The sequence below is a fragment of the Haloarcula sp. CGMCC 1.6347 genome (assembly GCF_037078395.1).
In the GTDB taxonomy this organism is placed as follows: domain Archaea; phylum Halobacteriota; class Halobacteria; order Halobacteriales; family Haloarculaceae; genus Haloarcula; species Haloarcula amylolytica.
Genome location: NZ_JAYMGX010000001.1, coordinates 519,528 through 546,464, shown reverse-complemented (window position 1 = coordinate 546,464; position 26,937 = coordinate 519,528). Strand labels below are relative to the sequence as shown.

Below are 26,937 nucleotides of genomic sequence, written 5' to 3'. Positions count from 1 at the left end.
GTTTGATAACGCTTTTCTCGGATGCCCGCAAGGAGTCGGATATGCTCCGGTCCGGGAGAAGTGATATCGCGTGAGCCACGATGACCGTGTCGAGGACCTTCGAGAACGAAAAGCCGAGGCCGAGCGGGGCGGCGGCGAGGAACGGATCGAGGCGCAACACGACCGCGGGAAACTCACCGCTCGTGAGCGCATCGACTACTTCCTCGACGACGGTACCTTCGTCGAGATCGACTCGCTCCGTGAACACCGCTCGACGAACTTCGATATGGCAGACAAGAAGGTACCAGGCGACGGCGTCGTCGTCGGCTACGGAAAGGTCGACGGCCGCCGGGTGTACGTCTTCGCCCACGACTTCACCGTCTTCGGTGGGTCGCTGGGCGAGGCGTTCGCACAGAAAGTCTGTAAAGTGATGGACAAGGCCATCGAGACGGGTGCGCCCATCATCGGCCTGAACGACTCCGCCGGCGCGCGGATTCAGGAGGGCATCGACTCGCTGGCGGGCTACGCCGACATCTTCCACCGCAATCAGCAGGCCAGCGGTGTCGTCCCGCAGATTTCGGCCATCATGGGGCCGTGTGCCGGCGGCGCGGTGTACTCGCCGTCCATTACGGACTTCGTCTACATGGTCGAGGAGACCAGCCACATGTTCATCACCGGGCCGGACGTCATCGAGACGGTGACCGGCGAGGAGGTCGGCTTCGACGAACTCGGCGGGGCGAAGACCCACGCCTCCGAGTCCGGGGTGGCCCACTTCACGGCCGCCGACGAGAAGGACGCGATGGACGATATCCGGTATCTCCTCTCGTATCTCCCCCAGAACAACGTCGAGGACCCGCCGCGGGTCGAGCCCTGGGACGACCCTGACCGCCGGGACGAGGGGCTGAAGACGGCCGTCCCCGACGCACCGCAGAAGCCCTACGACATGACGGACGTCGTCGGGCACATCGTCGACGAGGACTCCTTCTTCGAGGTCGCCGAGGACTTCGCGCGCAACATCGTCATCGGGTTCGCCCGCATGGACGGCCACAGCGTCGGCGTCGTCGGCAACCAACCGCGGGTCAACGCCGGGACGCTGGACATCAACGCCTCGCGGAAGGGCGCGCGCTTCGTCCGGTTCTGTGACGCGTTCAACATCCCGATTCTCACGTTCGTCGACGTGCCCGGGTTCATGCCCGGCAAGGACCAGGAGCGCAACGCCATCATCAACCACGGCGCGAAGCTCCTGTACGCCTACTCGGAGGCCACCGTCCCGCTGGTGACCGTCATCACGCGGAAAGCCTACGGCGGGGCCTACGACGTGATGGCGTCGAAGCACATCGGCGCGGACATGAACTACGCCTGGCCGACCGCCGAAATCGCCGTGATGGGGCCGAAGGGCGCGGTGAACGTCCTCTACGACGACGAACTGGAAGACGCCGACGACGTGGAGGCCCGCCGGCAGCAACTCATCGACGAGTACCGCGACGCCTTCGCGAACCCCTACACGGCGGCCAAGCGCGGCTTCGTCGACGACGTCATCGAACCGCAGGAGACCCGCCCGCGGCTCATCGACGACCTGGACCTCCTCAGGGGGAAACGCAAGGACCAGCCTGACCGCAAGCACGGCAACATCCCACTGTAACGATGGCGGCAGACACTGACTCGGCTGTCGACGCCGAACTGGTCGCGGAGATCGCCGCACAGCTCGACGACGCCTCGACGGACGAGGCGGCCGCCATTGCCGTCGCTGTCGGCGCGCATCTCACTGACCGCCAGCGCGCGGCGGCAGCGGCCGCGGCGGCTGCGGCGGCAGACGACGGGGACTCCTGGGACGGCAAACAGTGGTCGTTCTCCGGGCGCGTCGAAGCTACGCAGAAACGGTCCGTTCGAGTCCGCACGGACGCGCCGACCGACCCCTGGAGCGCCGCCGGCCGCACCGAACGGTTCTGACCACGGACAGTTCTTCTGTTATACGGATTGGTGGAGCGATTTATTGGTATGCTCCGACCCCGGTGTCGGAGCTATCCGGAAATAATCTACACCAATCCGTATCAGTTGGCGGTGCCCTATCTGGATTTGCGGCCATGTCTCATACTAACATGATTATATATGTAAGTTTGGCCGCTATCTGCGCATAGTTTTATGGGCCGACTCTCAGTATGAGGGCGTATGTTCGATAAGGTGCTCGTCGCTAATCGCGGGGAGATAGCGGTGCGCGTGATGCGCGCATGCGAGGAGTTGGGCATCGGCACAGTGGCCGTCTACTCTGACGCCGACAAGCACGCCGGGCACGTCCGATACGCTGACGAGGCGTACAACGTCGGTCCGGCCCGTGCTGCGGACTCCTATCTCGATCAGGAAGCGATTATCGACGCTGCCAAGCAGGCCGACGCCGACGCCATCCATCCCGGGTACGGCTTCCTCGCGGAGAACGCCGACTTCGCCGCGCGCGTCCAAGAGACGGACGGCGTCACCTGGGTCGGCCCCGAGAGCGAGTCGATGGAGGCGCTGGGCGAGAAGACGAAGGCCCGCAAGATCATGCAGTCGGCCGACGTGCCAATCGTCCCGGGAACGACCGACCCGGTCGAGGACCCCGAGGAGGTCGTCGAGTTCGGCGAGGAAAACGGCTTCCCGGTTGCCATCAAGGCCGAGGGCGGCGGTGGCGGCCGTGGGATGAAGATCGTCCACGATCCCGAGGAAGCCGAGGAGCAACTCGAAAGCGCAAAGCGGGAGGGTGAGGCGTACTTCTCGAACGATTCGGTGTATCTCGAACGGTATCTTGAGAACCCCCGCCACATCGAGGTCCAGATCATCGCCGACCACCACGGCAACGTCCGGCATCTGGGCGAGCGTGACTGCTCGCTCCAGCGCCGCCACCAGAAGGTCATCGAGGAGGGGCCATCGCCGGCCCTGAACGACGCTCTCCGGGAGAAAATCGGCGACGCCGCCCGCCGCGGCGTCCGCGAATCGGACTACTACAACGCCGGGACCGTCGAGTTCCTCGTCGAAGAGGACACCGACCGCGAGCCGGGTGAACTGCTCGGCGAGGACGCGAACTTCTACTTCCTCGAAGTGAACACCCGTATTCAGGTCGAGCACTGCGTCACCGAGGAGATCACCGACATCGACATCGTCAAGTGGCAACTGCGGGTGGCGATGGACGAGGAGATCACTTTCGCACAGGACGACGTGGAGATCGAAGGTCACGCGATGGAGTTCCGCATCAACGCCGAGAACGCCGCGGACGACTTCGCGCCCGCGACCGGCGGCAGCCTCGACACCTACGACCCGCCGGGCGGTATCGGCGTCCGCCTCGACGACGCGCTCCGGCAGGGCGACGACCTCGTCACCGACTACGACTCGATGATCGCGAAACTCATCACCTACGGTGGGGACCGCGAGGAGTGTATCGAGCGCGGGAAACGGGCGCTCAAGGACTTCGACATCGACGGCATCCCGACCGTCATCCCGTTCCACCGCCTGATGCTCACCGACGAGAAGTTCGTCGGCGGCACACACACCACGAAGTACCTCGACGAGCAACTCGACCGGACGCGTGTCGAGGAGGCCCAGGAGAAGTGGGGCACCGTCACCGAATCCGACGGCGACGAGGACGAGGAAGTCGTCGAGCGCGAGTTTACCGTGGAGGTCAACGGCAAGCGCTTCCAGGTCGACCTCGAAGAGCGCGGCGCACCCCCGATCAACGTCGGCGACGTGGACGCCGACGGCGGGAGCCAGCCACAGCGGCCACAGGGCGGCAGTAGTTCCGACGGCGGGGGCGGCAGTGCCACCGCCGCTGAGGGGCAGGAAGTCGCCGCGGAGATGCAGGGGACGATTCTGGAGGTCAACGTCGAGGAAGGCGACGAGGTCGAGGCCGGCGACGTCCTCTGTGTGCTGGAAGCCATGAAGATGGAAAACGACATCGTCGCTGAGCGCGGCGGCACGATCAACGACGTGGCCATCAGCGAGGGTGAGTCAGTCGACATGGGCGACCTGCTCTTCGTGATTGGGTGAGGTCGGGGCCGGGCATCACACCGCCCCACTCCGAACCGCTTCTGCAGACGCCTTTTATTCCGGCCGGTCGAAGCTCCGCATATGAACGAGACACGCCACCAAGTGCTTGACGCACTGGCGGACGGCCCCGTCTCGGGGCCGACCCTCGCCGACGAACTGGATATCTCGCGCTCCGCGGTCTGGAAGCACGTCGAAGCCCTCCGCGACGAGGGGTTCGAGGTCCGGAGCGACGACGCGGGTTACGTCCTCGATTCGGTACCTGAGTTCGGGGCAAGCGCGGTCGAATACGGCCTCGATGCACCCTTTTCGGTCGAGTACCACGACAGCATCCCGAGCACGAACGCTCGTGCCCGCGACCTCGCGGCGGAGGGGGCGTCGGACGTCGTGGTGCTGGCCGACGAGCAGACCGGCGGCCGGGGGCGACTCGACCGCGATTGGCACTCGCCGAGCGGCGGGGTCTGGCTCTCGGTGCTGTTCCGTCCCGACGTCCCGATGGCCCACGCGCCGGTGTTTACACTTGCGTCGGCCGTGGCGGTGACGCGGGCCGCTCGCGAGGCCGGTGTCGAGGCCAACATCAAGTGGCCAAACGACGTGCTCGTCCGGCGCGGCGAGGAAGAACGCAAGCTAGTCGGCATCCTCACCGAGATGGAAGGCGAGGCCGACCGCGTCTCGTGGGTCGTCGTGGGCATCGGCGTCAACGCGAACGTCGACCCCGCGGACTTACCCGACGAGGCGAACCCGACGAGCCTCTCGGCCGAACGCGGCGAACCGGTCGACAGACGGCTGTTCACCCAGCGATTGCTGGAGGAGTTCGACTCACTGCGCCAGGACACGGAGCAGGTCGTCGAGGCGTGGCGGGAGTACGCGACGACGCTGGGACAACAGGTCCGGGTCGAGACGCCGGGCGGCCCCATCGAGGGCGAAGCTGTTGATATCCAGTTCCCGGGCGCGCTCGTCATCGAGACAGAATCCGGTACAGAAGTCGTTTCAGCGGGAGATTGCGAACATCTCCGTCCGGTTACGGAGTGAGGGCGACGACAGGAGACACGTCACTGTGGGACGCCGGTAGGCTGTTCGTCCTCCGAGATATCTTGCAGCGTTGTCTCCACCGGAACGGTAACGACCGGGACGTGGGCCGACCGGACGACCCGTTCGGCGACGCTCCCCAGCAGCAGGCGGTCGATGCCGCCACGCCCGTGGGTTCCCATCACGATGAGGTCACAACCGTGCTGGTTCGCGTAGTCGACGATTTCCTGGCTCGGGCTTCCCTCGGCTGTGGCTCGCGTGACAGTCACGTCGTCGGCGACGAGACGCTCCACCATGTCCAGGGCCATCTCGCCCTCGCGGTGGAGCGAGTCGGTGACGCTCTCCCACGTCGGTTCGTGCGGGAGCGTCGAGAACCGGCCGGTGTCGACGACGTACAGCGCATGAATCTCGCTGTCGTGGGTGTCGGCGAGCGCCTCAGCGTGTGTGAGTATCACTCGCGACCCGGGTGAGCCGTCCGTCGGTACTAGTATCCTGTCGTACATGCTGTACTGTTGGCTGTCTGAAGGGATATAGTTTGGTAACAGATAGCATACAACAACCGAGCAGGATAGAGCTCAGTTCAGCTCTCGGTCCCGTTCGTACTCTGTTGCCCCGGAGCCATCCAGCGCCGGTTCGTCGAGGGCCTGTTCGAGCCGGCGTTCCAGTTCGGTTTCGGTTATCTCCCCGTTGGCGTAGCGTTCGGAGAGTCGTTCGACGGAGTCTGTCTCGTCGGCGCTGGTCACACCTGCCGTGTCGGTAGCCCGCGTCTCTGACACATCGGTGGTCGACGGCGTCGCCTCGTCCTGACCGGTGATGCTCGAAGCGAGCCAGTACACGGCGTAGCCGATAGCCGCCAGGACGCCGATGGTGGCAGCCAGAGCAACGATACCGAACAGGAGCCCGATAAGGCCCCACAGCAGTTCGAACACGAAACTCACGACGGTGAGGACGACGATCAGCGAGACGACGCCGAGCAGGCCGTACAGGAGTATCTTCGCCGGTGTGCTCAGGGCGCGGTCGGTGGTGGAGGGCATCGTCCAAGGATACTATTCCCGCAGTGATAAGAATTATTCAGTCTTGGGGTGGACGACCCGCCGAACGTCGGCCGTCTCCGCCCGGCGAACGACAGCCCGGACGGGATTTTGCGCCCCGGTGAGGTTATCCGAGTCACCGTCGAGAACGAGCAGGCGTGCTGGCTGCCCGGGCTTGACCAGACCGCCGCCAAGCCCAGCGATTTCGGCCCCATTGACCGTGGCCATCCGTAACACCTCTCGGGCGGAAATGTCGTACAGCTTCGCGGTAAACTCCATCTCGCGGAACATCGACGGGCTGTTGAGCATGACATTGTCCGTCCCGAGCGCGACTGTCGTCCGGTCGGCCAGTTCTTCGACCGGCGGACGGCCAACGTCGGTGACGATGTTCGACCGGGGACAGACGACGACGGGGATCTCGCTGTCGGCGACCCGTTCGAGATGCAGCGACTCGGCGTGAACCATGTGGACGAGGAAGTCCGGGTCCAGATCGAGCGCGGGGTTGATGTCGGAGCTGTCGACCTCGCCCGCGTGGATGCCGAACAGCTTCCCGGCCTCCTGGGTCGTGCGCCGCTCCGCCCCGAACTCGCCGTCGTTGGCCCCGCTCGCGCCGAACCCGTCGGCCAGTTCCATCGCATCCGTCGTCTCGCGCCCGAGAATTGCGCTGTCGAGGTCTGAACCCGCCAGCGCGTCCTGTATCGCGCGGACGCCCTCGACGCCGCCCTCCCGGAACTCGATGAACGCGCCAGTCCCGGACTGCTCCATGAACGACAGCGTCCGTGCCATCGCGGCCACCAGTTCGTCCCGGCTGGCATCGCGAAGCAACCGGTGTTTCAGACCGTCCGGCGGCGCGACCAGTTCTTCCAGCGAGAGTCCCTCCCCAGCCTCCTTGGCGATTGAATCGCCGATGTGGGTGTGAGCGTTGACGAACGACGGGACCACGATGTCGTCGCTGTCGACCGCGGTCTCCTCGACGGCGGCTATCTCCCCGTCTTCGACCACGACACGGCCCTCAACAGCCTCGAACGACCGTCCCGTCAGAATCGTCCCTTCGAGAATCATACTCTCCGTTCGCCTGTTCTCTCAGTTAAACTCATCGAGGGTGGCATGGATGCCCGTCCGCACGTCCCGGACTCTGGCCCCGTCGAGATCGAGTCCGAGTTCGCGGATCGCCGCCGCACCGACCCGCTCGCTCTCGTCCGCCGGCGCGTAGACGCCGAGCCGCCACTGGTCGCGCTGGGCGGCGCGGATGGCGTTGACCAGTGTCGACTGCTCGCCGAGCCGGCGGACGTCGCCGTTGACGAGGACGCGGCTGCTCGACTCGGTCATCGACGGTTCGGGCGGGATATCGAGCACAACAGCGTCGCTGTCGACGTTCGCTTCGTCGGCGATAGCCTGCTCCATCGCGCCGACCGCTTCGTGGTCGGCCGCCAGAACCTCGTCGGGCACGGCCCCCCACTCCGCCCAGACGGCGCGCTTGTACAGGTCCCGCTGGGTCAGCCGCCGCGCGTACGCCGCCGTCGCGTCACACTGCCGGAGCGCCACGAGCAGGTCGCTGTCGTCCCACCGGCGCAGCGTCTCGGCCGTCGCGTCCGTCGCGGCGAGCAGTTCCTCCGTCCCCCGGCGCAGCATCGACTTGGCGATTCGGGCGACGTGGTGCTGGTAGACGGTGGGGTTCATCAGCGCCCGCGCGAGCAGGAGCGACTCGGCTGTCTGGACGTTCCCCTCGTCCAGGACGAGTTCGCCGTCGACGAAACACAGCTCCCGGACCAGCCGCTCGTGGTCGATCGTCCCGTAGGGCACGCCCGTGTGGTGGGCGTCACGGACCAGGTAGTCCATTCGGTCGACGTCCAGTTCGCCGGAGACGAGCTGGCCGAGTTCGCCCTCGCCGGCGACCAGACCGGCCACGCGGTCGGGGTTGAGGCCGTGCTCCGAGAGAACCCGCGCGACCGGACCGTCGCCCAGCAGTTCGTCCACGTCGTCGTGGTACTTGCCTGTCCGACGGTGGATAAGCGCCTCGACGTTGTGGCTGTACGGCGAATGTCCCACGTCGTGGAGGAGCGCCGCCGCGCGGACCCGTTCGGCCTGCTGGCCCTCGATTCCGAGATGCGACAGCGCCCGGTCCGCGAGGTGGTACACCCCAAGCGAGTGCTCGAATCTGGTGTGGTTCGCCGAGGGGTAGACGAGCGTCACCGTGCCGAGTTGCGAGATATGCCTGAGCCGCTGGACCGGCGGCGTATCGAGCAACGCCGCCGCGACGCCCTGGACCTCGATGTGGTCGTGGACGCTGTCCTTGATTGTGGTCATTGCCGTGGGCTACGGCGGCGGCCGGCAAAATCGTTCGCCACCGAACGCGTGTAGTGTTTGTTAAGCAAATCAGTGTGTGGACAGTCAGAAAGCCCCGGCTGGCTTCGGTCGAGGGCCTCGCTGTGCTCCTCACTGCGTTGCGGTGCTTACTTCGGCCGTCTTCCCGAAGCCAGCCGCCCCTTTCAGTCCCACCCGTAGCCGGTTGGTCAGCCGGTATGGGTAGGGTTGAAAGGGGGTCTTCTGGCTCTTTGCGTCCAGTCCTGCTAAACGAAACACAACTCGAACACGCGCCACGACTCCTGTTGCTACCGGGGAACCCAGCCGTAGATGTGGTTCAGCATGACGTAGGTGACGAGCCCGAGAAAGAGGCTCAGCCCCCAGGCGGAGACGGCGATGCGGCCCACGCGGGCGTGGACCGTCTCCCTGAGTTCCGCAGGGGAGTGTGTCAGCCCGAGGACGACGGCGTGAACGACGACGGGCACGGACACCGCGGACAGCAGGATATGGATGGCGAGCATCACGATGTACGCCGTCCAGACGAAGCCCTCGGCGACGATTTCCTTCTCGAAGCCGCCGCCGACCTTGAGGATGTACAGGGCCAGAAACACCATGATGAGGGTGAAGGCGGTTAGCATCGCCACGCGGTGTTTCTGTACTTGGTCGTTCTTGATGAAGTAGACGCCGGCGATGATTGCGAGCAAGGCGATACTGTTGACGACGGCGATTGCGTCACCCAGCAGGATGACGGTGTCGTTCGAGAACTCGGGGAGGGGTAATACGCCACCGAACGCGCCGAACACGAGCGCGTAGCCAACGACCGAGACGACAGCGGTGACGAGCCGCGGACGAGCGCGGGCACGCGACTGGAGTGTGTCTGCGACGGCCATAGCAACAGTTCAGGACCGGAGTGGTAACTGTGTTCTGAAACGGACGAGAACGACAGCGCGATTGCGGGCCGGAGCAGTGGCTGCTGACTCGGAAAACAGAAAAGAACTGCAATAGAAGCGTGGCCGAATCAGGCGAAGGTCCGGGAGACGTCCTCGTCGTCGGTCTCCTCCTGCTGGATCTTCTCCCAGGCGTTGTGGAAGTCCGCCATCGTGACCTCAGTGCGGTCGTCGCGGATGGCGAACATCCCGGCCTCGGTACAGATAGCCTTCACGTCAGCACCGGAGGCGTCCGTTATCTCCTCGGCCAGCGCCTCGAAGTCTACGTCGTCGGCGACGTTCATGTTGCGGGTGTGGATCTTGAAGATCTGCTCGCGGCCCTCGACGTCGGGGTTCGGGACTTCGATGAGGCGGTCGAAGCGGCCGGGGCGGAGGATGGCGCGGTCGAGCATATCGAAGCGGTTCGTCGCCGCGATGATGCGGATGTCGCCGCGGTCGTCGAAGCCGTCCATCTCCGAGAGCAGCTGCATCATCGTCCGCTGGACCTCGGCGTCGCCGGAGGTCTTTGACTCCGTTCGCTTGGCTGCGATGGCGTCGATTTCGTCGATGAAGACGACGGCGGGCTCCTCCTGACGGGCCAGTTCGAACAGGTCGCGGACGAGCTTCGCGCCCTCGCCGATGAACTTGTGGACCAGCTCGGAGCCGGCCATCTTGATGAACGTCGCGTCGGTCTCGTTGGCGACGGCCTTCGCCAGCATCGTCTTCCCGGTGCCGGGCGGGCCGTGCAGCAGGACGCCGCTCGGCGGGTCGATGCCGACGTCTTCGAACATCTCGGGGCTCTTCAGCGGCATCTCGACGGTCTCGCGGACCTCTTCCATCTGCTCTTCGATGCCGCCGATGTCGGCGAAGGTGACGTCCGGCGACTGGTCGACCTGCATGACGCGAGCGCGGACATCGGTCTCGTCGTCGAGCTGTTTGACGATAGAGAGGGAGTTGTTGACGGCGACGCGGTCGTCGGGTTCGAGGTCCTCGCGCATCTCGTCGGTGACCTCTGTCAGGGCCTCCTGATTGTTGCCGTGCTGTTTGATGATCACGCCGTCACTGGAGAGCTCCTGCACGGTCGCCACAAATAGCGGTGACTGCTTGAGCTTCTTGTTCTCGTGCGTGAGCCGTTCGAGCTTCTGCTGGTACTTGTTGTTCTCCGCGTTCGCGTCCAGCAGCTTGTCGCGCATCTCCTCGTTCTGGGATTCGAGCACCTCAAGCCGCTCCTGCAGCGCCTCGATCTTCTGTTGCTGAGACGCGTCATCGTCGTACGGCATATCGACCTCGTCGACGGTGTCGGTCATTACGACGCCTTTAGTGGGTGTATCGTTATGAGGCTTCGGGTAGTCTCAGAAACTGTATCGCCCGGCGTGTGCCCTGAGGAGACCGCTACTGGCCGCTTTCTGTCTATAGGTCTCAAACCGGCACGTTTGTTGGCCCCCACTGGGAACATCTGTCCATGCCAACCGACCGCGAAGAGGTCATCATCGTGGGCGGGGGCGTCGCCGGGCTCTCGGCGGCGATCTACACCGCTCGCGCCGACCTGTCGACTCGGATCATCTCGACCGGTGAGTCGATACTGAACCGCAATGCTCACCTGGAGAACTACCCCGGATTCCCGGCGGGAATCAACCCTCGGCTCCTGCTCGAACTCATGCGGGCACAGGCGCGTCGGGCCGGCGTCTGGTTCATCGACGGCGAGGCCGAGCAAGTGGCGGAAACCGAGGGGGGCTTCGAGGTGACCTGTGCCGACGGTGAGTCCTACGACGCGACGTACCTCATCGCCGCGTCCTGGTCGGACCCCTCGTATCTGGACGGACTGGAAATCGGGCTCATCGACCGCGGGTCGAAGCAGTTCATCTCAACCGACGACCAGGGGCGGACCGACATCGAGGGGCTGTACGCGGCCGGTCGGCTGGCCGAGCAGCACCACCAGACCATCGTCGCCGCGGGCCACGGCGCACAGGTCGGGCTCACGCTGCTGGAGGACGCAGACATCGACTTCTATCACGACTGGACCGCGCCGGAGGGGTATTTCACCGGCCGCGACCGCCCGGTTCCGCCGGGCTGTGAGGAGATCGACGAGGCAGAGCGCAAGCAACGCGAACAGGAGTCACTGGAGGTCATGCGGCGGTACTTCGAGGAGCCGATGCCGGGCGAGCCGACGATGCACCCGAGCGTCGACCAGGATTCAGACTGAGAGGGACTGCTGTAACAGGGTCCCGGTTCGACCGTACGGCGGTCGAAACGGCTTCCGGCAGTCACTCTGCCCCTGTTTCGAGCGAGCGTGCAACTGACTGCAGCCGTTCAATCCGCTCGGCCGTCGGCGGGTGTGACCGCGTTTCGATAGACAGGGAATCGCTCGACGCCTCGGTGTCAAAGCCGTGTGGAAGGAAGCACAGTCCGCGAACGCCCGCGTACGCGGAGCGCTTGTCGGTCCTCGGGCGGTCGTCAGCTCCTTCGAGTGTCTCTAACGCCCCGACGAGCGCGGCGGGGTCGCCGGTCAGCTGGGCCGCGCTCCGGTCGGCGGCGAACTCCCGAGCGCGCGACAGCGACCGGCCGAGGACGACGACGGGGGCAGTGAACACGCCCAGCGCGACGCCGCCGAACAGGACTGTCACCGCGAACAGGAACAGGAAACCAAGCGTGAACGAGAGGCTCCCGACGGGGGCTGCAAGCACCCGGGCACTGAACACGTACGCGAGTCCGAGCGCGACCAGCCCGAGCGCATAGCGACTCCCGTTCCCGCCGGGGAGGTGGTCATCGAGCGGGTCGTACTCGCCGTTTGTCAGCGACGGGAGGAAGCTGGCCAGCGTCATGACGGTCGCGTCGCGGTTGGCGACGTGCATGAGTTCGTGGGCCAGCACCGCGTCGAGTTCGTCACCTCCGAGCGTCGACAGCAGTCCCTCGCTGACGACGACTGTCGCGCCGCCGAGCGTCCCGATGGCGAAGCTGTTCGGTACGTCGGCGTCCGCGACGGCAATCCGTGGCGGCGTGAGGTCGGCCAGTTGTGCGAGCCGCTGTACCCGTTCGTGGAGGGCGGGGTACTCCTCGGGGCCGACGATACGAGCGTCGACCTCGGCCATCGTCTGGGCGCTGGTGTATCGCAGCTGTGCCCAGACAAACGCCACGAGGGCGGGGGCGAGAACGGCCACCCACCAGGCGATGTGTGCCGACGCCCCACCGAACGGAAGCGAGGACGCAACGGCGTCCCGCACCGGCGCAAGCCAGGGCGTCAGGAGCACCGCCGCGGTCGCGACCACAGCGAGGTCAACGGCGAGGAGGAGCAGGAGAGTCAACAGGATACGGCGAGTCAGTGTCCGCATAGGGGGTAGTTCTGCTATACCCACAGCGAATGAAAGGTTTTCTGCTCGGACAGTCCAGCAGTGAGAGAAAATACTTATTCTACCGCCGAAAACGGTCCCGTAGTGTCAACAAAGCTGGTGCGTGCCGCCCTCGCCCTCCTCTGTGCGGTCGCTGTCCTGTTCGGGACGGCGCTGTTTCCCGGCGCGCTCGGCGTCGAGTTCGAGTCGAGCGGTCCCCTCGACAGCCGAGCGAGCGAGCCGGTCACACCCGGCGGCACAGCGCCCGACGAAGTCGACGGTGGGTCGACACCGGTAGCGACGAGCGATGGGACAGAGACGACGCCGAGCGCGAGCGACGAACAGGCGGCGACAGCGACGCCAACACCGACGGAGACGGCGACAGAGACACCAGCGGCCAGCGAGGGCGAAGACAGTGGATCCCCCGTGCTGGTGAAACTGATCGGGCTGGCGCTTATCGGCGGGTTCGGCGTCGTCGCGGTCGGTGTCATCCGGGCGGCATCGGACCCGGAACGCGACGGGTCGACAGACGCCGGATTCCTCCTGCACCCGCTCCTCGACAGATTGGCCGGGACAGTCGTCTCGGCGGTTTCGAACGGCGCGGTTGGGCGGACCATCGGTCGGATTCCGAAGGTAACGACCGCCGCGCTGCTCTCGGGGTCGGCGGCGCTCTCACGAGTCGGGGCCGGTATCAGCGCCGTCTCCGGCGGTGTCCTGACAGGATTGACAACCGGAATCGGGTCGGTCGGCACGATGTCACTGCGAGGGGTTGCCGGCCTACCGAGTGCGCTCGGGTCGCTCTCGGTCGCGCCGTTCAAAGCCCTCAGCGGCTTCGGCGGGACTGGCGGCTTCCTCGCCTCAGTCCGGAGTGGCGTCGACAGCCCGTCGCTGTTTGGTTCGTCGGACTCGGAGCCAAGACAGTCGACGGCCACCGAATCGACGGCAGAGGCGGACGACGGCCCGGACATCGATAGTCTGTCCGTCCAAGAGGCCTGGGCACTGCTGGCCGACCGCGTCTCCGTCCCGGACCCGGAGACGGCGACGCCCGGCGAGTACGCCCGCCGGGCTATCGACAGCGGACTTCCGGCAGAGCCCGTTCGCCGGCTAACAACCCTCTTCCGCGAGGTCGAATACGGCGGGCGGTCGGCGACCGGTGCCCGAGCCGAATCGGCCCGGAACGCCCTCAGACAGCTCCTCGGCGGAGGTGACGACTGATGAGCGATTCAGAGTCACGACAAGGTGAGACCGCCAGCGCAACCATCGACGTCAGCGTCGAACGCCCGACACCGGGGCGCAAGTTCGTCCGGCACACGCTGTTGGGACTCGTCGCACTTGCCGGGGCGGTGTTCGTCGTTACTTTTCCCTCGGTCCTGCCGGACGTCGGTAGCGGGACGGCCGAGCGGCTCCAGCTCGGTGCAAGTATCGGTGCCGCCGTAATCGGCCTTTTCGGCCTGTACACTGTCGTCCGGACGCAGGACTCCGCACTTCCGCCGATAAAGGGGAGCCAACCGCACAGCCCCTATCGTGACCGTGGCACCGACGACGAGCCGGCAGAACTGCTCGACGAACTGCTTGAGTCCGAGGCGACACAGGCGAAATCCGGCGATATGGTCGGCGAGGATATCGACGAGTTACTCGCGAAAATCGACGGGCGTGTCGACCCCTACAACGGCCTCGAAGCGAGCTATGCGTCCGAAGTCAGGAACAGGCTCCGCGAGGCCGCGAGACAGGTGCTGGTCGAAACGGCGGACATGTCGACGGAGGCGGCGGCCCGGGACGTCCGTACTGGCTCGTGGACGGATAACCGCCGGGCGGCCGCGTTCCTCGGCGGCCCGGAGGCGCCCGACCCGCCAATCGAGATGCAGTTACGGGACTGGGCCAGCGGCGAGGGGTTCGACCGGAAAGTCGAGGCTGCGGCGGCCGAGATACGCCGGCTCCAGCGGGGTGAGGGTGCATGAGCACCCGAGAGACCACACAGCGCAACGTCGGTGTCTCGGCCGCGCTGGTGGCCGGCGGGGCCGGAATCGTCACCGGGAACCCGGCGATTTTCATGGTCGCGGCGGTGGCGCTTGTGTACGCGGCCTATCAGGCGGCCATCGGCGACCCCGAACCGACGCTCACAGTCGAGCGTCACGTCGAACCGGCCGACCCGCTCCCCGGCTCGGAAGTGACAGTGACGCTGACGCTCACGAACGACGGGGACGCGACCCTGCCCGACGTTCGCGTCCTCGACGGCGTCCCCGAGCGGCTGGAAGTAGTCGAGGGGTCCCCGCGCTTTGGTACCCATCTCGAAGCCGGGGCGTCGGGTTCGGTCACCTACACCGTCGAAGCCCGGCGCGGGGACCACGCGTTCACCGACGTAGCAGTCGTCTGCCGGAACCTGACCGGGACCGTCGAGTTCGCCGAGCAGGTCACCGTCGAGACGACGGTCTCGTGCAGTGCCAGTGTGGACACTGTCCCGCTCTCGGGCCAGACGCTCTCCCAGTCCGGGCGCGTGCCGACGGACGCAGGCGGGAACGGCCTCGCCTTCTACGCCATCCGCGAGCACCAGTCCTCGGACCCGATGAGCCGCGTCGACTGGAACCGCCTCGCGAAGACCAACGAGCTGGCGACAGTCGAGTTCAAGGAGACGCGGGCGGCCACCGTCATCACGCTCGTGGATTCCCGACATCCCGTTGCGGGCGAAGCGGGCGCACCCACGGCTGTCCAGTTCTGTGCCTACGCGGCCCAGCAGGTCGGCTCGGCGTTACTGGACATGGACAACCGCGTGGGCGCCGCCGTCTACGACAGTTGTGAGACGCTCCAGCCGTCGGCCAATCGGGCACAGGAACAGCGATTGGAGGCGTTTCTGGAGACGGTTGTGAGCGGGTCGGTCACTGGGTCGGCAGGGACCCGCAGTTCGTCGCTGCTCGACACCGGCGCCCGGCGAATGTCGTCATCGACCGAGACGGCAGACCGGTACGGTATCGCCGACGGCGGCGACGCGGTGGCGACACTCGACCGCTCGATACCGAGCGAGTCACAGGTCGTGTTCTGTACGCCCCTGCTCGACGACCGAGCGGCCGATGCGGCAAAACGGCTCGCGGCGTACGGACACGCAGTCACGGTTGTCAGCCCGGACATGACGACCGGGGACAGCCCGGGCAGTACCGTCGAACGAATCGACCGAACGGCCCGCCTCGACGACCTTCGAGGGAGGGTTCGAGTCGTCGACTGGACGCCCGCGGAACCGCTCGCCAAAGCCCTCATTCGCGCAACGGAGCGGTGGGCATGACGGAGTTCGACAGTCGACCGGCGGCATCGAGCGCGGCGCTGGCCGGGAGCGTGGCAGTCCTCGTCTCGCTCGTTCTCGCTGTCGTTGTCGTGGACCCGATAGTAGTACTGACCGGCTTCGTCGGCGGGCTCTGTCTCGCGGCCGGGGCCTGGGCGCTCCGTAGCGATACCCACGAACGCATCGCCGGCGGCAGCGTCGCCGTCGTCATCGGCGCGGGCGTGTTCTGTGGGACCGCGCTACTGGCTGCTGACTACTGGTCGCTCGCTGTGGCGCTCGGGTTCCCGCTGGCCGCCACACTCGTCGTCATCGACGCGAGTAGCGGACTGGTGCCACCGACCGACGCGACGGACGAACTCACGGCGATGCTCGACGAGAGTTTCGTGGTACTGGTGGTCGGTACTTGCGTCACAATCGTCTGTGCCGTCGCCGCTGCCGTCAGGCTGCCCTGGGTGCTCGTCCGTGTCGTCGCCAGCTTCTCGGTCCAGCCGCTCGTGGGCTTCGTGACGCTACAGGCCGGCGTCCTCCTCGCCCTGTTGTTGCTGGACCGGGTCACGGAGACGCTGGAATCGTGGATTCCGGCACCCACGGCGACGACCGGCCGGACGCTCGGGCGGCTGGACCTGCTGGGGACGAGCTGGTGGGACGTCGACCGCTACGTCAAAGCCGCCGTGGGCCTGCAGTTGCTCGTCGCGTTTGTCCCGACGGCGCAGGGACTGTTCGACCGATTCCTCGGCACCCTCCCGGTGGTCGGGCCGTCTCTGCGGGTCGCTCTCAGTGGCCCGCTCCATCTCCCCCTTGCGGCCGGACTGCTGGCGTTACTGAGTATCCTCGTCGTCGAACAGCTCCGGCAGTGGCTGCTGCAGTGGCTCGGGGACGACCCCGGACGGTCGCTGGCCCGGCAGGCCGGCAGTATCGTGGTTCCTATCGGACTGTTGCTGGGCGCGCTAGCCCTTACGGCCGCTGGCGTGACCCGGCGGGTAGCACCGACCTATACTGGGGGCGGCCACTACGGCTCGGCGACCGTGGTCCTCCTCGGCGTCTTGATTTCGGTCGTCGTCCTTCGCGGGCTCGTCACGGTGCTGTCCGAACTAGTCGGTGCGGAGTTGCTGTCCCGACATGTGGCGGGATTCGCGGCCGGGAGCGGACTCCTGTTCGTCATGACGCTGCTCGGAGCGGAGCGCGGACTCGCACCGATACTCGTCCTCATCGGGAGCGCGGCAGCGCTGCTGGTCTGGGACGCCGGCGCGCACGCCAGCAGTATCGGCCACCAGCTGGGCCGGGACGCCGAAACGACCGACAGCGAGTTCGTCCACGTCACCGGCACTGCGGCCGTCCTCGCCGGAGCTATCCTGCTCGTGATGCTCGTCAGGTACGTTCTCATTCCGGTCGCAGTTCCGACCACGTCGACCGGACTCTCGCTCAGTTCGGTAGTCGCGCTCGGACTGGTCCTGCTTGCGATAGCCGCCTTCACCCTCGCGCTGAACGCTCACGACGGGGGACCACGTACCAGCAGCGACAGGAGTGATACGCGAAACGAGCAGCCCGCTACTGACGGCGACTAGCCCGCCGGAGAGACAGGGGCTTTTACCCCCGCACCGCGAACCGGCAGGTATGCTGACCGGAGTCAACGTCGTTCTGGGGGTGTCGGGGTCTATCGCGGCCGTCAAGACGGTAGAACTCGCACACGAACTCCGACGACAGGGGGCGTCCGTCCGGGCCGTGATGACCGACAGCGCGACGGGGATCATCCACCCGTGGGCACTCGAGTTCGCGACGGACAACGAGGTTGTTGCCGAAATCACGGGCAGCGTCGAGCACGTCGACCTCTGCGGACGGTCGGGCTGGGGGGACGTGCTCTTGCTCGCACCGGCGACGGCAAACACCGTCGGGAAGATCGCGGGAGCCATCGACGACACGCCCGTGACGACGTGTGCGACGACCGCCCTCGGCGCGGACGTGCCGGTCGTCGTCGCGCCGGCGATGCACGAGCCGATGTACGACCACCCCGGCGTGCTGGACGCTATCGACCGCGTCGAGTCCTGGGGCGTCGACTTCGTGGACCCCCGAATCGAAGAGGAGAAGGCCAAAATCGCGACCGAGGAGGCCATCGTCACGGCGACAGCACGGGTCGCAGGTGACCGGCCGCTGGCGGGCGAGCACGTCGTCGTAACGGCGGGCGCGACCACGGAGTCGGTCGACCCGGTGCGGACGCTCTCGAACCGCTCCTCGGGACGGACCGGCCGGGCAGTTGCGCGGGCCTGTTACGCCCGCGGGGCCGACGTGACGCTCGTCCACGACGGGGCAGACGTGCCGTACGCCACCGTCGAGCAGGTCGAATCAGCCGCGGAGATGACCGAGGCCGTCCGTCGGGTCGCCGACTCGGCCGACGCGCTGGTCTCGGCGGCCGCCATCTCGGATTACACCGTCGAGCAGGCACCGGAGAAAATCAAGAGTGGGCAGGCGGAACTGACGCTGACGCTGCAACCGACGCCGAAACTCATCGACACCGTTCGGTCGGCCCACCCCGACCTCCCTATCGTCGGGTTCAAAGTCGAAACCGAGGGCGACGACGAGACGCTGATCGAGCGCGCCCGCGAGATACGCGAGCGGGCCGGGCTGACTTTCGTGGTCGCCAACGACGCGAGCGTGATGGGGGCCGACGAGACGCGCGCCCTGCTCGTTGACGCGGACACGGCCACGGAGTACGTCGGAGAAAAGGAAGGGCTGGGCGCTCGTGTCGCCGACGAACTCGGTGCCCATCTGTCCAGTCGTGGCTGACCGCGTAACCGATTACGAAATAGTTTTGCGTGTTCCGTTGCTCCGGTCCGATAACGACAGTACTGCCCGACGAACCGCTATTCGGAGTTTCTAAACAGATACTGTGACTGTACCACCACCCCGTCGCCTGCTCGTGCCAGTAGCCGATTCGGTGACGGTCCGTAACACCGTCGCCTACGCCATTGAACAGGCCGAATCGGCGGCCAGTGAGGGACAGCAACAGGTATCCCTGCACCTCGTCGCCGTCGCAAGCACGCGCGCCGTCGACCCCGACGCCCAGACGGAACTCGGCCAGGCCAAAGACCTGCTCGACCGAATCGAGGTCTGGCTCGACGAAGATCTGGGTGCTGACCCGCCGTCGAACCTCGACGTGGAACTGGGCGTCATCGGTGCCGACCGCTACCTGTTCAGCCCCGGCGATTACGCCGACGTGATACTGGCCTACGCCGACGAACACAGCATCGAACGGGTCGTCCTCGATCCGGAGTTCAACCCGGGCGGCACGACGCCGATGCTCCGGCCGCTCGAAGTCGAACTCGTCCGGGGCGATATCGACGTCGAGACCGCACCCGTCGAGCGGCCGGCACGGTCGACCGCGCTCGCTCGCGCCGCGACACTCCCGAAGTATCTCACCATTTTCGGGGCGTCCTACCTGTTTTATCTGCTGTTGAGTTCGTACAAACCGCTGGATTTCCTCACTGGCGCGATAACGGCGACTATCGTCACTGCATTGCTTGCGCCGATCGCGTTCAGTCGCCAGCCGTCGCTGACACGGGTTCCGGGGCAGTTCGCCCGGATGGCCCTCTACATCCCGTACCTCCTCAAAGAGATCGCGGTTGCGAACCTCGAAATCGCCTACGTCGTCTTGCACCCGTCGCTGCCAATCGACCCCGAGATGGTCGAACTGGAGGCGGCCATCTGGGGAGACGGACCGGTGACGACGCTGGCAAACAGCATCACGCTGACGCCCGGGACGCTCACCGTCAGCGTCTCCGAACAGGCGTTCGATATCCACTCGCTCACAGGGAGTGCGCGCGAAGACCTGTTCGACGGCGGCCTCGAACGGGCCGTCCGGTTCGTCTTCTACGGCCGGGAGGCCGCAGCGATTCCCTCGCCGCGCGAACGGGGGCAGGGGGACGGCGACGGCACAATCGAGAGCGACATCGACGACCCGGAGGTGGCAGACGATGATTGAGTTCGAGGCGGCGCTGCTGGCGATCGCCAGCGCGTTCGTCCTGTTCGCTATCGTGTCGCTGTACCGCGTGTTCGCGGGGCCGACGGACCACGACAGAGTCATCGCGGTCAACGTGATGGGGACGAACACCGTCATCGCTATCGCGCTCGTCTCCGGCGCGCTCGATAAGCCGCTGTTCCTCGATATCGCGCTCGTGTACGCCCTGTTGAACTTCCTGCTCTCGATAGCGTTCTCGAAGTTCAACGTCGAACACGGGGGTGTGCTATGACGCCGCTGGAGTTGGGGATCGTTGTACTCGCACTGGTCGGTGCGTTCTTCGGTGGCGTCGCCTCGGTCGGCATCGTCAGACTGCCGGACGTGTACACTCGGACGCACGCGGCATCGAAGAGCGATACGCTGGGTGCCGTCCTCGCTATCGGGGCCGCCGCGCTCGCGATTCAGACCGACCTCGCGACGATCAAAGCCGTCTTCCTGCTGGTGTTTATGTTTCTGACGAACCCCACCGCCGCCCACGCCGTCGCCCGGGCGGCACAGGACCAGGGTATCGAGCCGTGGACTGCCAGCGATGAGGAGGGCGAGTCATGACGCTCTCACTTATCGAGGGAGTGTTGCTGGTGTTCGTGCTGTGCTGTGCTATCGGCGCGGCCGTACTCCGTGACGTGCTGGCGTCGCTGATGGCGTTTGCCGCCTACAGCCTCGGCATCTCCATTATCTGGGTGATGCTCGAGGCCCCTGACGTGGGGCTGACCGAAGCGGCTGTCGGGGCCGGCATCATGACGATCCTGTTCATCCTGGCGCTGGCAAACACCGTTCGGCCACAGGAGAACGGCCTGTTCGAGTCGATCAGCGTCCCGACCGTCGTCCTGGTCGGTGCGTTCGTCGTCGTCATGATCGCGACGGTCCCGTCGCTGCCCGCCGTCGGGGCGGACGGCGCGGCAAACCCCGTCGTCAGCGGCGAAGTAACGCAGTACTACATAGACAACGCGTACGCGGATACGGAAGTCAAAAACGGTGTGACGGCCGTGCTCGCGGCCTACCGTGGATTCGACACGCTGGGTGAGGCGGTCGTAGTCTTTTCCGCCGGCGTGGCGGCACTGACCGTCCTCAGACAGGAGGTGTTCGCATGAGTAGCGACGAGCGAACCGGACTGTACGTCGAGAGCACGATCATCATGACGACGGTCCGCGTGGTGTCGCCGTTCGTCCTCACCTTCGCCCTGTTCGTGATGTTCCACGGCGCGAACTCCCCCGGCGGGGGATTCCAGGGCGGGGTCATCGCCGGGTCGGTTGTGATGATGCTCGCCTTCGCCTACGGCATCGACGCGGCCCGGGACTGGCTCGACGTCCGCGTCGTCGCCGCGCTCGCGTCCGGCGGCGTGCTCACGTTCGCGGCAATCGGCCTGGGAACGATGCTCCTGGGCGGGAACTTCCTCGAATACCACCTGTACGAACAGTTCATCTCGCATGTGGTCGCCTACGCCATCGAGCTCGTCGAACTGGCCATCGGTGGTATCGTCGCCAGCGTTGCCATCGGCCTCTTTTTCCTGCTCGCGGCCGGGTTCGGCCACGCCGTCGACTCACCGGAGGATGAGAGCTAATGTTTGAACTGCTGAACTCACACTACAACTACTTCGCGGTGATGCTCCTGCTGGGTATCGGCCTCTATATGCTCATCGAGTCCCAGAACCTCGTCAAGAAGGTCATCGGGATGAACATCTTCCAGACGGGCATCTTCCTGTTTTTCATCACGCTCGCGTTCCGGGCCGGCGGGAACCCCCCGATAATCAAGGAGGGCGGCGGCCCCTACGTGAGTCCGCTGCCACACGTCCTCATCCTGACCGCTATCGTCGTCGGGGTGAGCCTGACCGCCGTGGCGCTGGCGCTTATCATCCGCATCTACACCGAGTACGGAACGCTTGACGAAGACAAACTCAAACAGCTCTACTATGATTGAACAGCTCCCTGTGTTGCTGGTCGTCCTGCCGATCGTCGGCGGTTCGATACCGCTCGTCGCCAGCCTCGTCAGCGACCGGGCAGGGTGGCCAGTCGCGACGCTGACGCTCGTCGGCCAGGCCGGTCTGGCCGGGCTGCTCGCGTGGACTGTCAGCGCGAGCGGAACTGTTTCCTACGCGGTCGGTGGTTTCGCCGCCCCGTACGGCATCGAACTCGTCGTCGACGGGCTCTCGGGGGCCGTCGCCCTGCTCGTGGCCGTCGTGTCACTGGGCGTGCTCGCGTACGCTCGACAGGCCGGCCCGCACTCGAACGCCTTCTACGGCCTGTACCTGCTGCTGGTCGCCGGCCTGACGGGGATGACCGTCACCGGCGACGTGTTCAACCTCTACGTGTTCCTCGAAATCACGGGGCTCGCGGCGTACGGCCTCGTAGCCAGTGGCCGGGACGCCAGCGCCGCCGTCGCGGCGTTGAAGTACCTCATCATCGGGACCGTCGGGGCCTCGCTGTATCTGCTCGGCGTTGGCTACCTGCTCGCGGCGACAGGGACGCTCAACATGGCTGACCTGGCGAGCAAACTCGGGGAGATGGCGGCCTACGACTCGACGCTCGTCCTGACTGCGTTCGGGCTGATGATCGGCGGGCTGACGGTGAAAGTCGCCCTGTTCCCGCTGCACACCTGGCAGCCAGACGCGTACGCGAACGCGCCGGACACCGTGAGCGCGTTCATCTCGGCGCTCGTCTCGACGGTGTCGGCGTACGCGCTCGCCCGACTGCTGTTTTCCGTGTTCACCGTGGAGTTCCTGGCGGCCGTGCCCGTCGCTCGCTGGGCGCTGGTCGGACTGGCTTGCGTGAGTATTATCGCCGGGAGCGCGCTCGCCGTCTCGCAGGACAGCGTCCAGCGGATGCTCGCGTACTCCTCGGTGTCGCAGTTCGGCCTCGTCATCGCCGGATTCGCCATCGCGACCCCGCTGGCCGTCGTCGGCGCGACCGTCCACCTGCTCGGCCACGCAGTGATGAAAGGCGGGCTGTTCGCCGCGACGGGGGTCATCGAGCGTAAGACGGGCGCGACGACTGTGAACGGCTACGCCGGGATGGGAAGCCGCGTCCCGCTCTCGGCGTTTTCGTTCGCCGTGCTCTCGCTGGCGATGGTCGGCGTTCCGCCGGCGGTCGGCTTCGTCGGCAAGTGGTACATCGTCCTCGGCGCGGTCAACGCCGAGAACTGGGCCGTCGTGGCCGTGTTGCTCGCGAGTACGCTGCTGACGCTCGCGTACTTCGCCCGCCTCGTCGAGCGGCTCTACTTCGCCGAGGCGACCATTCACTCGGAGGATACGCCTGACGAGGCTCCCGTGACGGACGGGAGCGGACAGGCGGTCTCGTTCGGGATGATCGCCGTCGTCGTCATCGCAGCCGCGCTCGCGGTCGCGCTGACCGCAGCCGTACCGGCGTTCGAACAGGTGCTTCGAGAAACGCTTCCACAACTCCTGACCCAATGACTGACATCTCATCGCTTCGACCGCTGTTGGCAATTCTCGTCTCCGCGGTGGCTATCCCCGTGATTCTCTCGCTCAAACGTCGTCCGAACGTGCGAGAGGGGGTGACCATCACGGTGGCAGTCGCGAAGTTCGCTATCGTCGCGAGCATGGTCCCCGGCGTCCTGTCGGGGACGCGGTACGTCTTCTCGTTCGGCCAGTTGGCCACCGGCATCGAACTGGCGTTCCGCGTCGACCCGCTCGGGCTCCTCTTTGGCCTGCTCGCGAGCCTGCTGTGGATCGTCACGAGCTTCTACAGCATCGGCTACATGCGCGGCCTCGACGAGCACGCGCAGACGCGCTACTTCGCTTCCTTCGCCGCCAGCCTCGCGTCGGCTATCGGCGTCGCGTTCGCGTCGAACCTGCTGACGCTGTTCGTCTGTTACGAACTGCTGACGGTGTCGACGTACCCGCTCGTCACCCACGACGAGACGGACGAGGCCCGCGCCGCCGGCCGGAAGTACCTCGCATACACCTTCGGTGGCGGCGTCGCCGTGCTGGGTGGAACCGTTCTGGTGTTTGTCCTCGCCGGAACAACCGCATTCACACCCGGTGGCCTCGAAGGCCTCGCGACGGCCGACCCGACGCTGGCGCGGGCGGCCTTCGCCCTGCTTGCGGCCGGTTTCGGCGTCAAGGCCGCACTGATGCCGATGCACTCCTGGCTCCCGGACGCGATGGTCGCGCCGACGCCGGTGTCGGGCCTACTCCACGCCGTCGCCGTCGTCAAGAGCGGTGTGTTCGGTATCGCTCGGGTCGTCCTCGACGTGTACGGAACCGGGACGATGGAGCAACTCGGCGTCGGCCTCCCGCTCGCCGCGATTGCGGCCTTTACCCTCCTGACCGCGAGTATCATCGCGCTCAGACAGGACAACCTCAAGCGTCGGCTGGCGTACTCGACGATCAGCCAACTGTCCTATATCGTGCTGGGGCTGGGCCTGCTCCACGGGCAAGCGCTGACCGGCGGCCTGCTCCACATCCCCGCCCACGCGTTCATGAAGCTCACCCTGTTCTTCTGTGCCGGCGCAATCCACGTCGAAACCCACACCGACGACATCAGCGACATGGCCGGCATCGGGAAGCGGATGCCGCTGACGATGGCCGCCTTCGCCGTCGCTGCGGCCGGGATGGCCGGAATTCCGCTGGTCGCCGGGTTCGTCAGCAAGTGGTACCTCGTCATCGGCGCGCTGAGCCTCGATGGCGGGCTCATCTTCGCCGCCGCGTTGCTGGTCTCCGGCGTGCTCAACATCGCGTACTTCTGGCCAATTGTTTATCAGGCGTACTTCGAGTCGCCGGAGGACCACGACGAGAAGCCCCTCATCGGGGGACCACTTGGCGGGCGAGACAAGGTTCGGGCCGACGGCGGTGAGGACCACGAATCGGGCGCTGCCGACGGTCACTCCGACGAGGGCGAGGTACCGAAGCCAGAACACGTCGACCACCTCGGGAAACACGACGAGGAACACGAACACCACGGCGGCCCGCCCGCAGGCGGCTGGGACGACCGCGGCTGGCGCGGCGGCGAGAGTACGTGGTTTATGCTCGGGCCGATACTCACCGCAGCCACGCTGTCGCTCCTGCTCGGGACGGTGCCACACACGGCCGTCTTCCTGCAAATCGTCGATGCTATCGTCGAGAACCTCCCGGGGGTGGTCGTCTAATGTCGATGCTGACGACGGTTCCGCCGGTGGTCATACTGCTCGCGCTGGCAATCGTCGTCTCCCGGCTCCCGCGGCGGGCCGGACACGCCATCGGTGCGCTCGTCCCGGCGCTGGCGGTGCCGTGGGCAGTCATGGTGCCCGAAGGCGCACACCTCCGGACCCAGTTCCTCGGGTTCGACGCCGTCCTCCTGAACGTCGACCCGTTCTCCCGGCTGATGGGCATCATCTTCGGCCTCATCGCCGCCGTCGCCATCCTCTACTCCTACGCCAGTGAGGCCGACACCACACAGACGGCGTTCGCGCTTTCGTATGTTGCGACGAGCTTCGGGGCCGTGTTCGCCGGCGACTGGCTCACACTCATCTTCTTCTGGGAGCTGATGGCCGTCACCAGCACGCTGCTGGTGTGGCACTACGGCGGCAAGGCGGTCCGGGCAGGCTTCCGGTACGCCCTGCTGCACGGCCTAGGCGGCACGCTGTTGATGGCCGCCATCCTCCGGCACTACGTCGAGGTGGAGACGTTCCTGTTCGCATCAGTACCGGGTGGCCCGGAGACGGCCGGTATTTCGTCCGGGCTGGCCGCCGCGCTGGCAGCTATCGGTATCGGCGTCAACGTCGGCTTCATCGGCCTGCATGCATGGCTACCCGACACCTATCCGCGCCCGCACATCGCCGCCAGCGTCTTCCTCTGCGTGTTCACGACCAAGACCGGCGTCTACGGTATGTACCGCGCGTTCCCCAACGGCCACGAAGCCATCGCCTATATGGGCGGTGCGATGGCGATTTTCGGCGCGCTGTTCGCGCTGTTCCAGAACGACATGCGTCGGCTCCTCTCCTATCACATCCAATCCCAGGTCGGGTACATGGTCGCCGGCGTCGGTATCGGCTCGCCGCTCGCTCAGGCCGGCGCGTTCGCGCACGTATTCAACCACATCCTCTACAAGGGCCTGCTGTTCATGACCGCCGGTGTCGTCATCTACCGGACCGGCACGGAGAGCCTGAAGAAACTCGGCGGCCTCTGGCGAGAGATGCCCATCACCGCTGGGGCGTTCTCCGTCGCTGCGCTGTCTATCGCCGGCTTCCCCGGCTTCAACGGCTTCGTCAGCAAGGGCATCATCATCTCTGGAAGCCACTACACCTTCGGAAAGGGACCGCTCCCGCTCGGTGAGTTCTATACGCTCGAGTGGATGCTGCTGCTGGGCGGCGTCGGCACGTTCATGTCGTTCATCAAGTTCGGCTACTACGCGTTCTTCCACGGCGAGTACGACGGGAGCGTGCCGGACGCGAACCGTCTCCAGAGCGTCGCCATGGTGTCCGTAGCCGCGCTCTGTATCATCTACGGTGTGTACGATACAGCCCTGTTCACCATCCTTCCGTTCGACGTGACGAGCGGGGCCGTCGTCGACCACGTCTACGAGACCTACACCATCCCCCATCTCATCGAAGGAGTCGTGCTCGCTGTCCTCGGGCTGATCGGCTTCGCGGTGACAAAGAAGCCCCTCTCGAAGCTCGGCCGCGTCCCGGATATTGATAAACTGTACAACCCCGCCGTCTTCTATGGCTCCCGCGGCCTCGTCGTCGGCGTGACCGAACTGTACGCCGCCGTGGACCGCACAGTGGTTCAGGCGACGACCGTCGTTACGCGAACAGTGACTTCCCCGAACGACGTGATTGCCCGATTACGCGACGACGACAGCCTCGTACATCCGATGCGAGCCGGTATCGGACTCAGCATCCTCATCCTCGCGGTCTTCGTTACGGTAGCACTGCTGGCCCTTTCATGATGTTCTAAAAACATCTTCTGTGATAATTGAGGGTACAGTCAGGGATATTTGGGTTCAAACACCTCAGAATAGTTGTTAGCAGGTGAGGTGATTACAGGCTCTGATAATACAGGTGCAGACTTATATATCTCCATAGCTACGATTCGATAAGCACGGCATAACAG

At 65.7% G+C, this 26,937-nt stretch carries 26 protein-coding genes; 19 read left to right on the top strand and 7 right to left on the bottom strand.

The genetic code is table 11. The features are described from left to right. Positions 1-70: 70 nt before the first annotated feature. The 4 genes from VI340_RS02925 (at position 71) to VI340_RS02910 (ending at position 5,022) form a co-directional block, all read left to right on the top strand. Positions 71-1,621 carry an acyl-CoA carboxylase subunit beta gene (locus VI340_RS02925; protein ID WP_008310456.1) on the top strand — a complete coding sequence of 517 codons (1,551 nt, stop codon included), beginning with the start codon at positions 71-73 and terminating at the stop codon, positions 1,619-1,621. A 2-nt stretch (positions 1,622-1,623) separates the two neighbouring features. Beyond that, a complete protein-coding gene (locus VI340_RS02920; RefSeq protein WP_336329824.1) occupies positions 1,624-1,929 on the top strand; it encodes an acc operon protein in 306 nt (101 codons plus the stop codon). Between the two features lie 219 nt (positions 1,930-2,148). Further along, positions 2,149-3,993 carry an acetyl-CoA carboxylase biotin carboxylase subunit gene (locus VI340_RS02915; RefSeq protein WP_336357754.1) on the top strand — a complete coding sequence of 615 codons (1,845 nt, stop codon included), beginning with the start codon at positions 2,149-2,151 and terminating at the stop codon, positions 3,991-3,993. Positions 3,994-4,074: 81 nt separating this feature from the next. Continuing rightward, on the top strand, positions 4,075-5,022 hold the full coding sequence (locus tag VI340_RS02910) for a biotin--[acetyl-CoA-carboxylase] ligase (RefSeq protein WP_336357753.1): 948 nt from the start codon (positions 4,075-4,077) through the stop codon (positions 5,020-5,022). Positions 5,023-5,042: 20 nt separating this feature from the next. On the opposite strand, the gene VI340_RS02905 is transcribed toward VI340_RS02910, so the two are convergent. The 6 genes from VI340_RS02905 to pan1 form a co-directional block, all read right to left on the bottom strand. After that, complete coding sequence (locus VI340_RS02905; protein WP_336357752.1) at positions 5,043-5,522, bottom strand: universal stress protein; 480 nt, start codon at positions 5,520-5,522, stop codon at positions 5,043-5,045. 72 nt (positions 5,523-5,594) lie between these two features. Next, positions 5,595-6,053: a hypothetical protein gene (locus VI340_RS02900; protein ID WP_008310466.1), complete on the bottom strand. Its 459-nt coding sequence runs from the start codon at positions 6,051-6,053 to the stop codon at positions 5,595-5,597. Between the two features lie 33 nt (positions 6,054-6,086). Then, positions 6,087-7,112 carry an amidohydrolase family protein gene (locus VI340_RS02895; protein WP_336357751.1) on the bottom strand — a complete coding sequence of 342 codons (1,026 nt, stop codon included), beginning with the start codon at positions 7,110-7,112 and terminating at the stop codon, positions 6,087-6,089. 21 nt (positions 7,113-7,133) lie between these two features. Next, the gene (locus VI340_RS02890) at positions 7,134-8,357 is read right to left on the bottom strand and encodes an HD domain-containing protein (RefSeq protein WP_008310470.1); all 1,224 of its coding nucleotides are present in this window, start codon (positions 8,355-8,357) and stop codon (positions 7,134-7,136) included. A gap of 305 nt (positions 8,358-8,662) precedes the next feature. Continuing rightward, complete coding sequence (locus VI340_RS02885; protein ID WP_336357750.1) at positions 8,663-9,244, bottom strand: DUF420 domain-containing protein; 582 nt, start codon at positions 9,242-9,244, stop codon at positions 8,663-8,665. A gap of 128 nt (positions 9,245-9,372) precedes the next feature. Then, on the bottom strand, positions 9,373-10,587 hold the full coding sequence (gene pan1, locus VI340_RS02880) for a proteasome-activating nucleotidase Pan1 (RefSeq protein ID WP_336357749.1): 1,215 nt from the start codon (positions 10,585-10,587) through the stop codon (positions 9,373-9,375). A gap of 155 nt (positions 10,588-10,742) precedes the next feature. On the opposite strand from pan1, the gene VI340_RS02875 reads away from it, so the two are divergent. After that, a complete protein-coding gene (locus VI340_RS02875) occupies positions 10,743-11,483 on the top strand; it encodes an NAD(P)/FAD-dependent oxidoreductase (protein WP_336357748.1) in 741 nt (246 codons plus the stop codon). Between the two features lie 61 nt (positions 11,484-11,544). Here VI340_RS02875 and VI340_RS02870 read toward each other — a convergent pair whose 3' ends face one another. Next, positions 11,545-12,609: a M48 family metalloprotease gene (locus VI340_RS02870; protein ID WP_336357747.1), complete on the bottom strand. Its 1,065-nt coding sequence runs from the start codon at positions 12,607-12,609 to the stop codon at positions 11,545-11,547. Between the two features lie 102 nt (positions 12,610-12,711). Here VI340_RS02870 and VI340_RS02865 point away from each other — a divergent pair, with 102 nt between their 5' ends. From VI340_RS02865 to VI340_RS02800, 14 genes are all read left to right on the top strand, one after another. Continuing rightward, positions 12,712-13,821, top strand: a complete 1,110-nt coding sequence (locus VI340_RS02865) for a DUF4129 domain-containing protein (RefSeq protein ID WP_336357746.1) — start codon at positions 12,712-12,714, stop codon at positions 13,819-13,821. After that, a complete protein-coding gene (locus tag VI340_RS02860; RefSeq protein ID WP_336357745.1) occupies positions 13,821-14,564 on the top strand; it encodes a DUF7269 family protein in 744 nt (247 codons plus the stop codon). Before VI340_RS02865 ends, VI340_RS02860 begins: the two co-directional genes overlap by 1 nt. Further along, entirely contained in the window at positions 14,561-15,880 is a 1,320-nt protein-coding gene (locus tag VI340_RS02855) for a DUF58 domain-containing protein (RefSeq protein WP_008310492.1), read from the top strand. Before VI340_RS02860 ends, VI340_RS02855 begins: the two co-directional genes overlap by 4 nt. Further along, entirely contained in the window at positions 15,877-17,442 is a 1,566-nt protein-coding gene (locus VI340_RS02850) for a DUF7519 family protein (RefSeq protein WP_336357744.1), read from the top strand. Before VI340_RS02855 ends, VI340_RS02850 begins: the two co-directional genes overlap by 4 nt. 49 nt (positions 17,443-17,491) lie before the next feature. Further along, on the top strand, positions 17,492-18,658 hold the full coding sequence (coaBC, locus tag VI340_RS02845; protein ID WP_008310496.1) for a bifunctional phosphopantothenoylcysteine decarboxylase/phosphopantothenate--cysteine ligase CoaBC: 1,167 nt from the start codon (positions 17,492-17,494) through the stop codon (positions 18,656-18,658). A 151-nt stretch (positions 18,659-18,809) separates the two neighbouring features. Beyond that, positions 18,810-19,853 (top strand): monovalent cation/H+ antiporter subunit E, encoded by a 1,044-nt coding sequence (locus VI340_RS02840; protein WP_008310498.1) that lies wholly within the window; start codon positions 18,810-18,812, stop codon positions 19,851-19,853. Next, the gene (locus tag VI340_RS02835) at positions 19,846-20,121 is read left to right on the top strand and encodes a cation:proton antiporter (RefSeq protein ID WP_005535719.1); all 276 of its coding nucleotides are present in this window, start codon (positions 19,846-19,848) and stop codon (positions 20,119-20,121) included. Before VI340_RS02840 ends, VI340_RS02835 begins: the two co-directional genes overlap by 8 nt. Further along, entirely contained in the window at positions 20,118-20,438 is a 321-nt protein-coding gene (gene mnhG / locus VI340_RS02830; protein WP_336357743.1) for a monovalent cation/H(+) antiporter subunit G, read from the top strand. The genes VI340_RS02835 and mnhG overlap by 4 nt, the downstream gene beginning before the upstream one ends. Beyond that, positions 20,435-20,980: a DUF4040 domain-containing protein gene (locus VI340_RS02825; RefSeq protein WP_008310506.1), complete on the top strand. Its 546-nt coding sequence runs from the start codon at positions 20,435-20,437 to the stop codon at positions 20,978-20,980. The genes mnhG and VI340_RS02825 overlap by 4 nt, the downstream gene beginning before the upstream one ends. Continuing rightward, entirely contained in the window at positions 20,977-21,450 is a 474-nt protein-coding gene (locus VI340_RS02820; RefSeq protein WP_008310507.1) for a Na(+)/H(+) antiporter subunit B, read from the top strand. The genes VI340_RS02825 and VI340_RS02820 overlap by 4 nt, the downstream gene beginning before the upstream one ends. Next, positions 21,450-21,806, top strand: coding sequence for a cation:proton antiporter subunit C (locus tag VI340_RS02815; protein WP_008310508.1), 357 nt, complete (start codon positions 21,450-21,452; stop codon positions 21,804-21,806). The genes VI340_RS02820 and VI340_RS02815 overlap by 1 nt, the downstream gene beginning before the upstream one ends. Beyond that, positions 21,799-23,298, top strand: coding sequence for a monovalent cation/H+ antiporter subunit D family protein (locus VI340_RS02810; RefSeq protein WP_336357742.1), 1,500 nt, complete (start codon positions 21,799-21,801; stop codon positions 23,296-23,298). Before VI340_RS02815 ends, VI340_RS02810 begins: the two co-directional genes overlap by 8 nt. Beyond that, on the top strand, positions 23,295-24,992 hold the full coding sequence (locus tag VI340_RS02805) for a cation:proton antiporter (RefSeq protein ID WP_336357741.1): 1,698 nt from the start codon (positions 23,295-23,297) through the stop codon (positions 24,990-24,992). The genes VI340_RS02810 and VI340_RS02805 overlap by 4 nt, the downstream gene beginning before the upstream one ends. Beyond that, complete coding sequence (locus tag VI340_RS02800; RefSeq protein ID WP_336357740.1) at positions 24,992-26,773, top strand: Na(+)/H(+) antiporter subunit D; 1,782 nt, start codon at positions 24,992-24,994, stop codon at positions 26,771-26,773. Before VI340_RS02805 ends, VI340_RS02800 begins: the two co-directional genes overlap by 1 nt. Positions 26,774-26,937 lie beyond the last annotated feature (164 nt).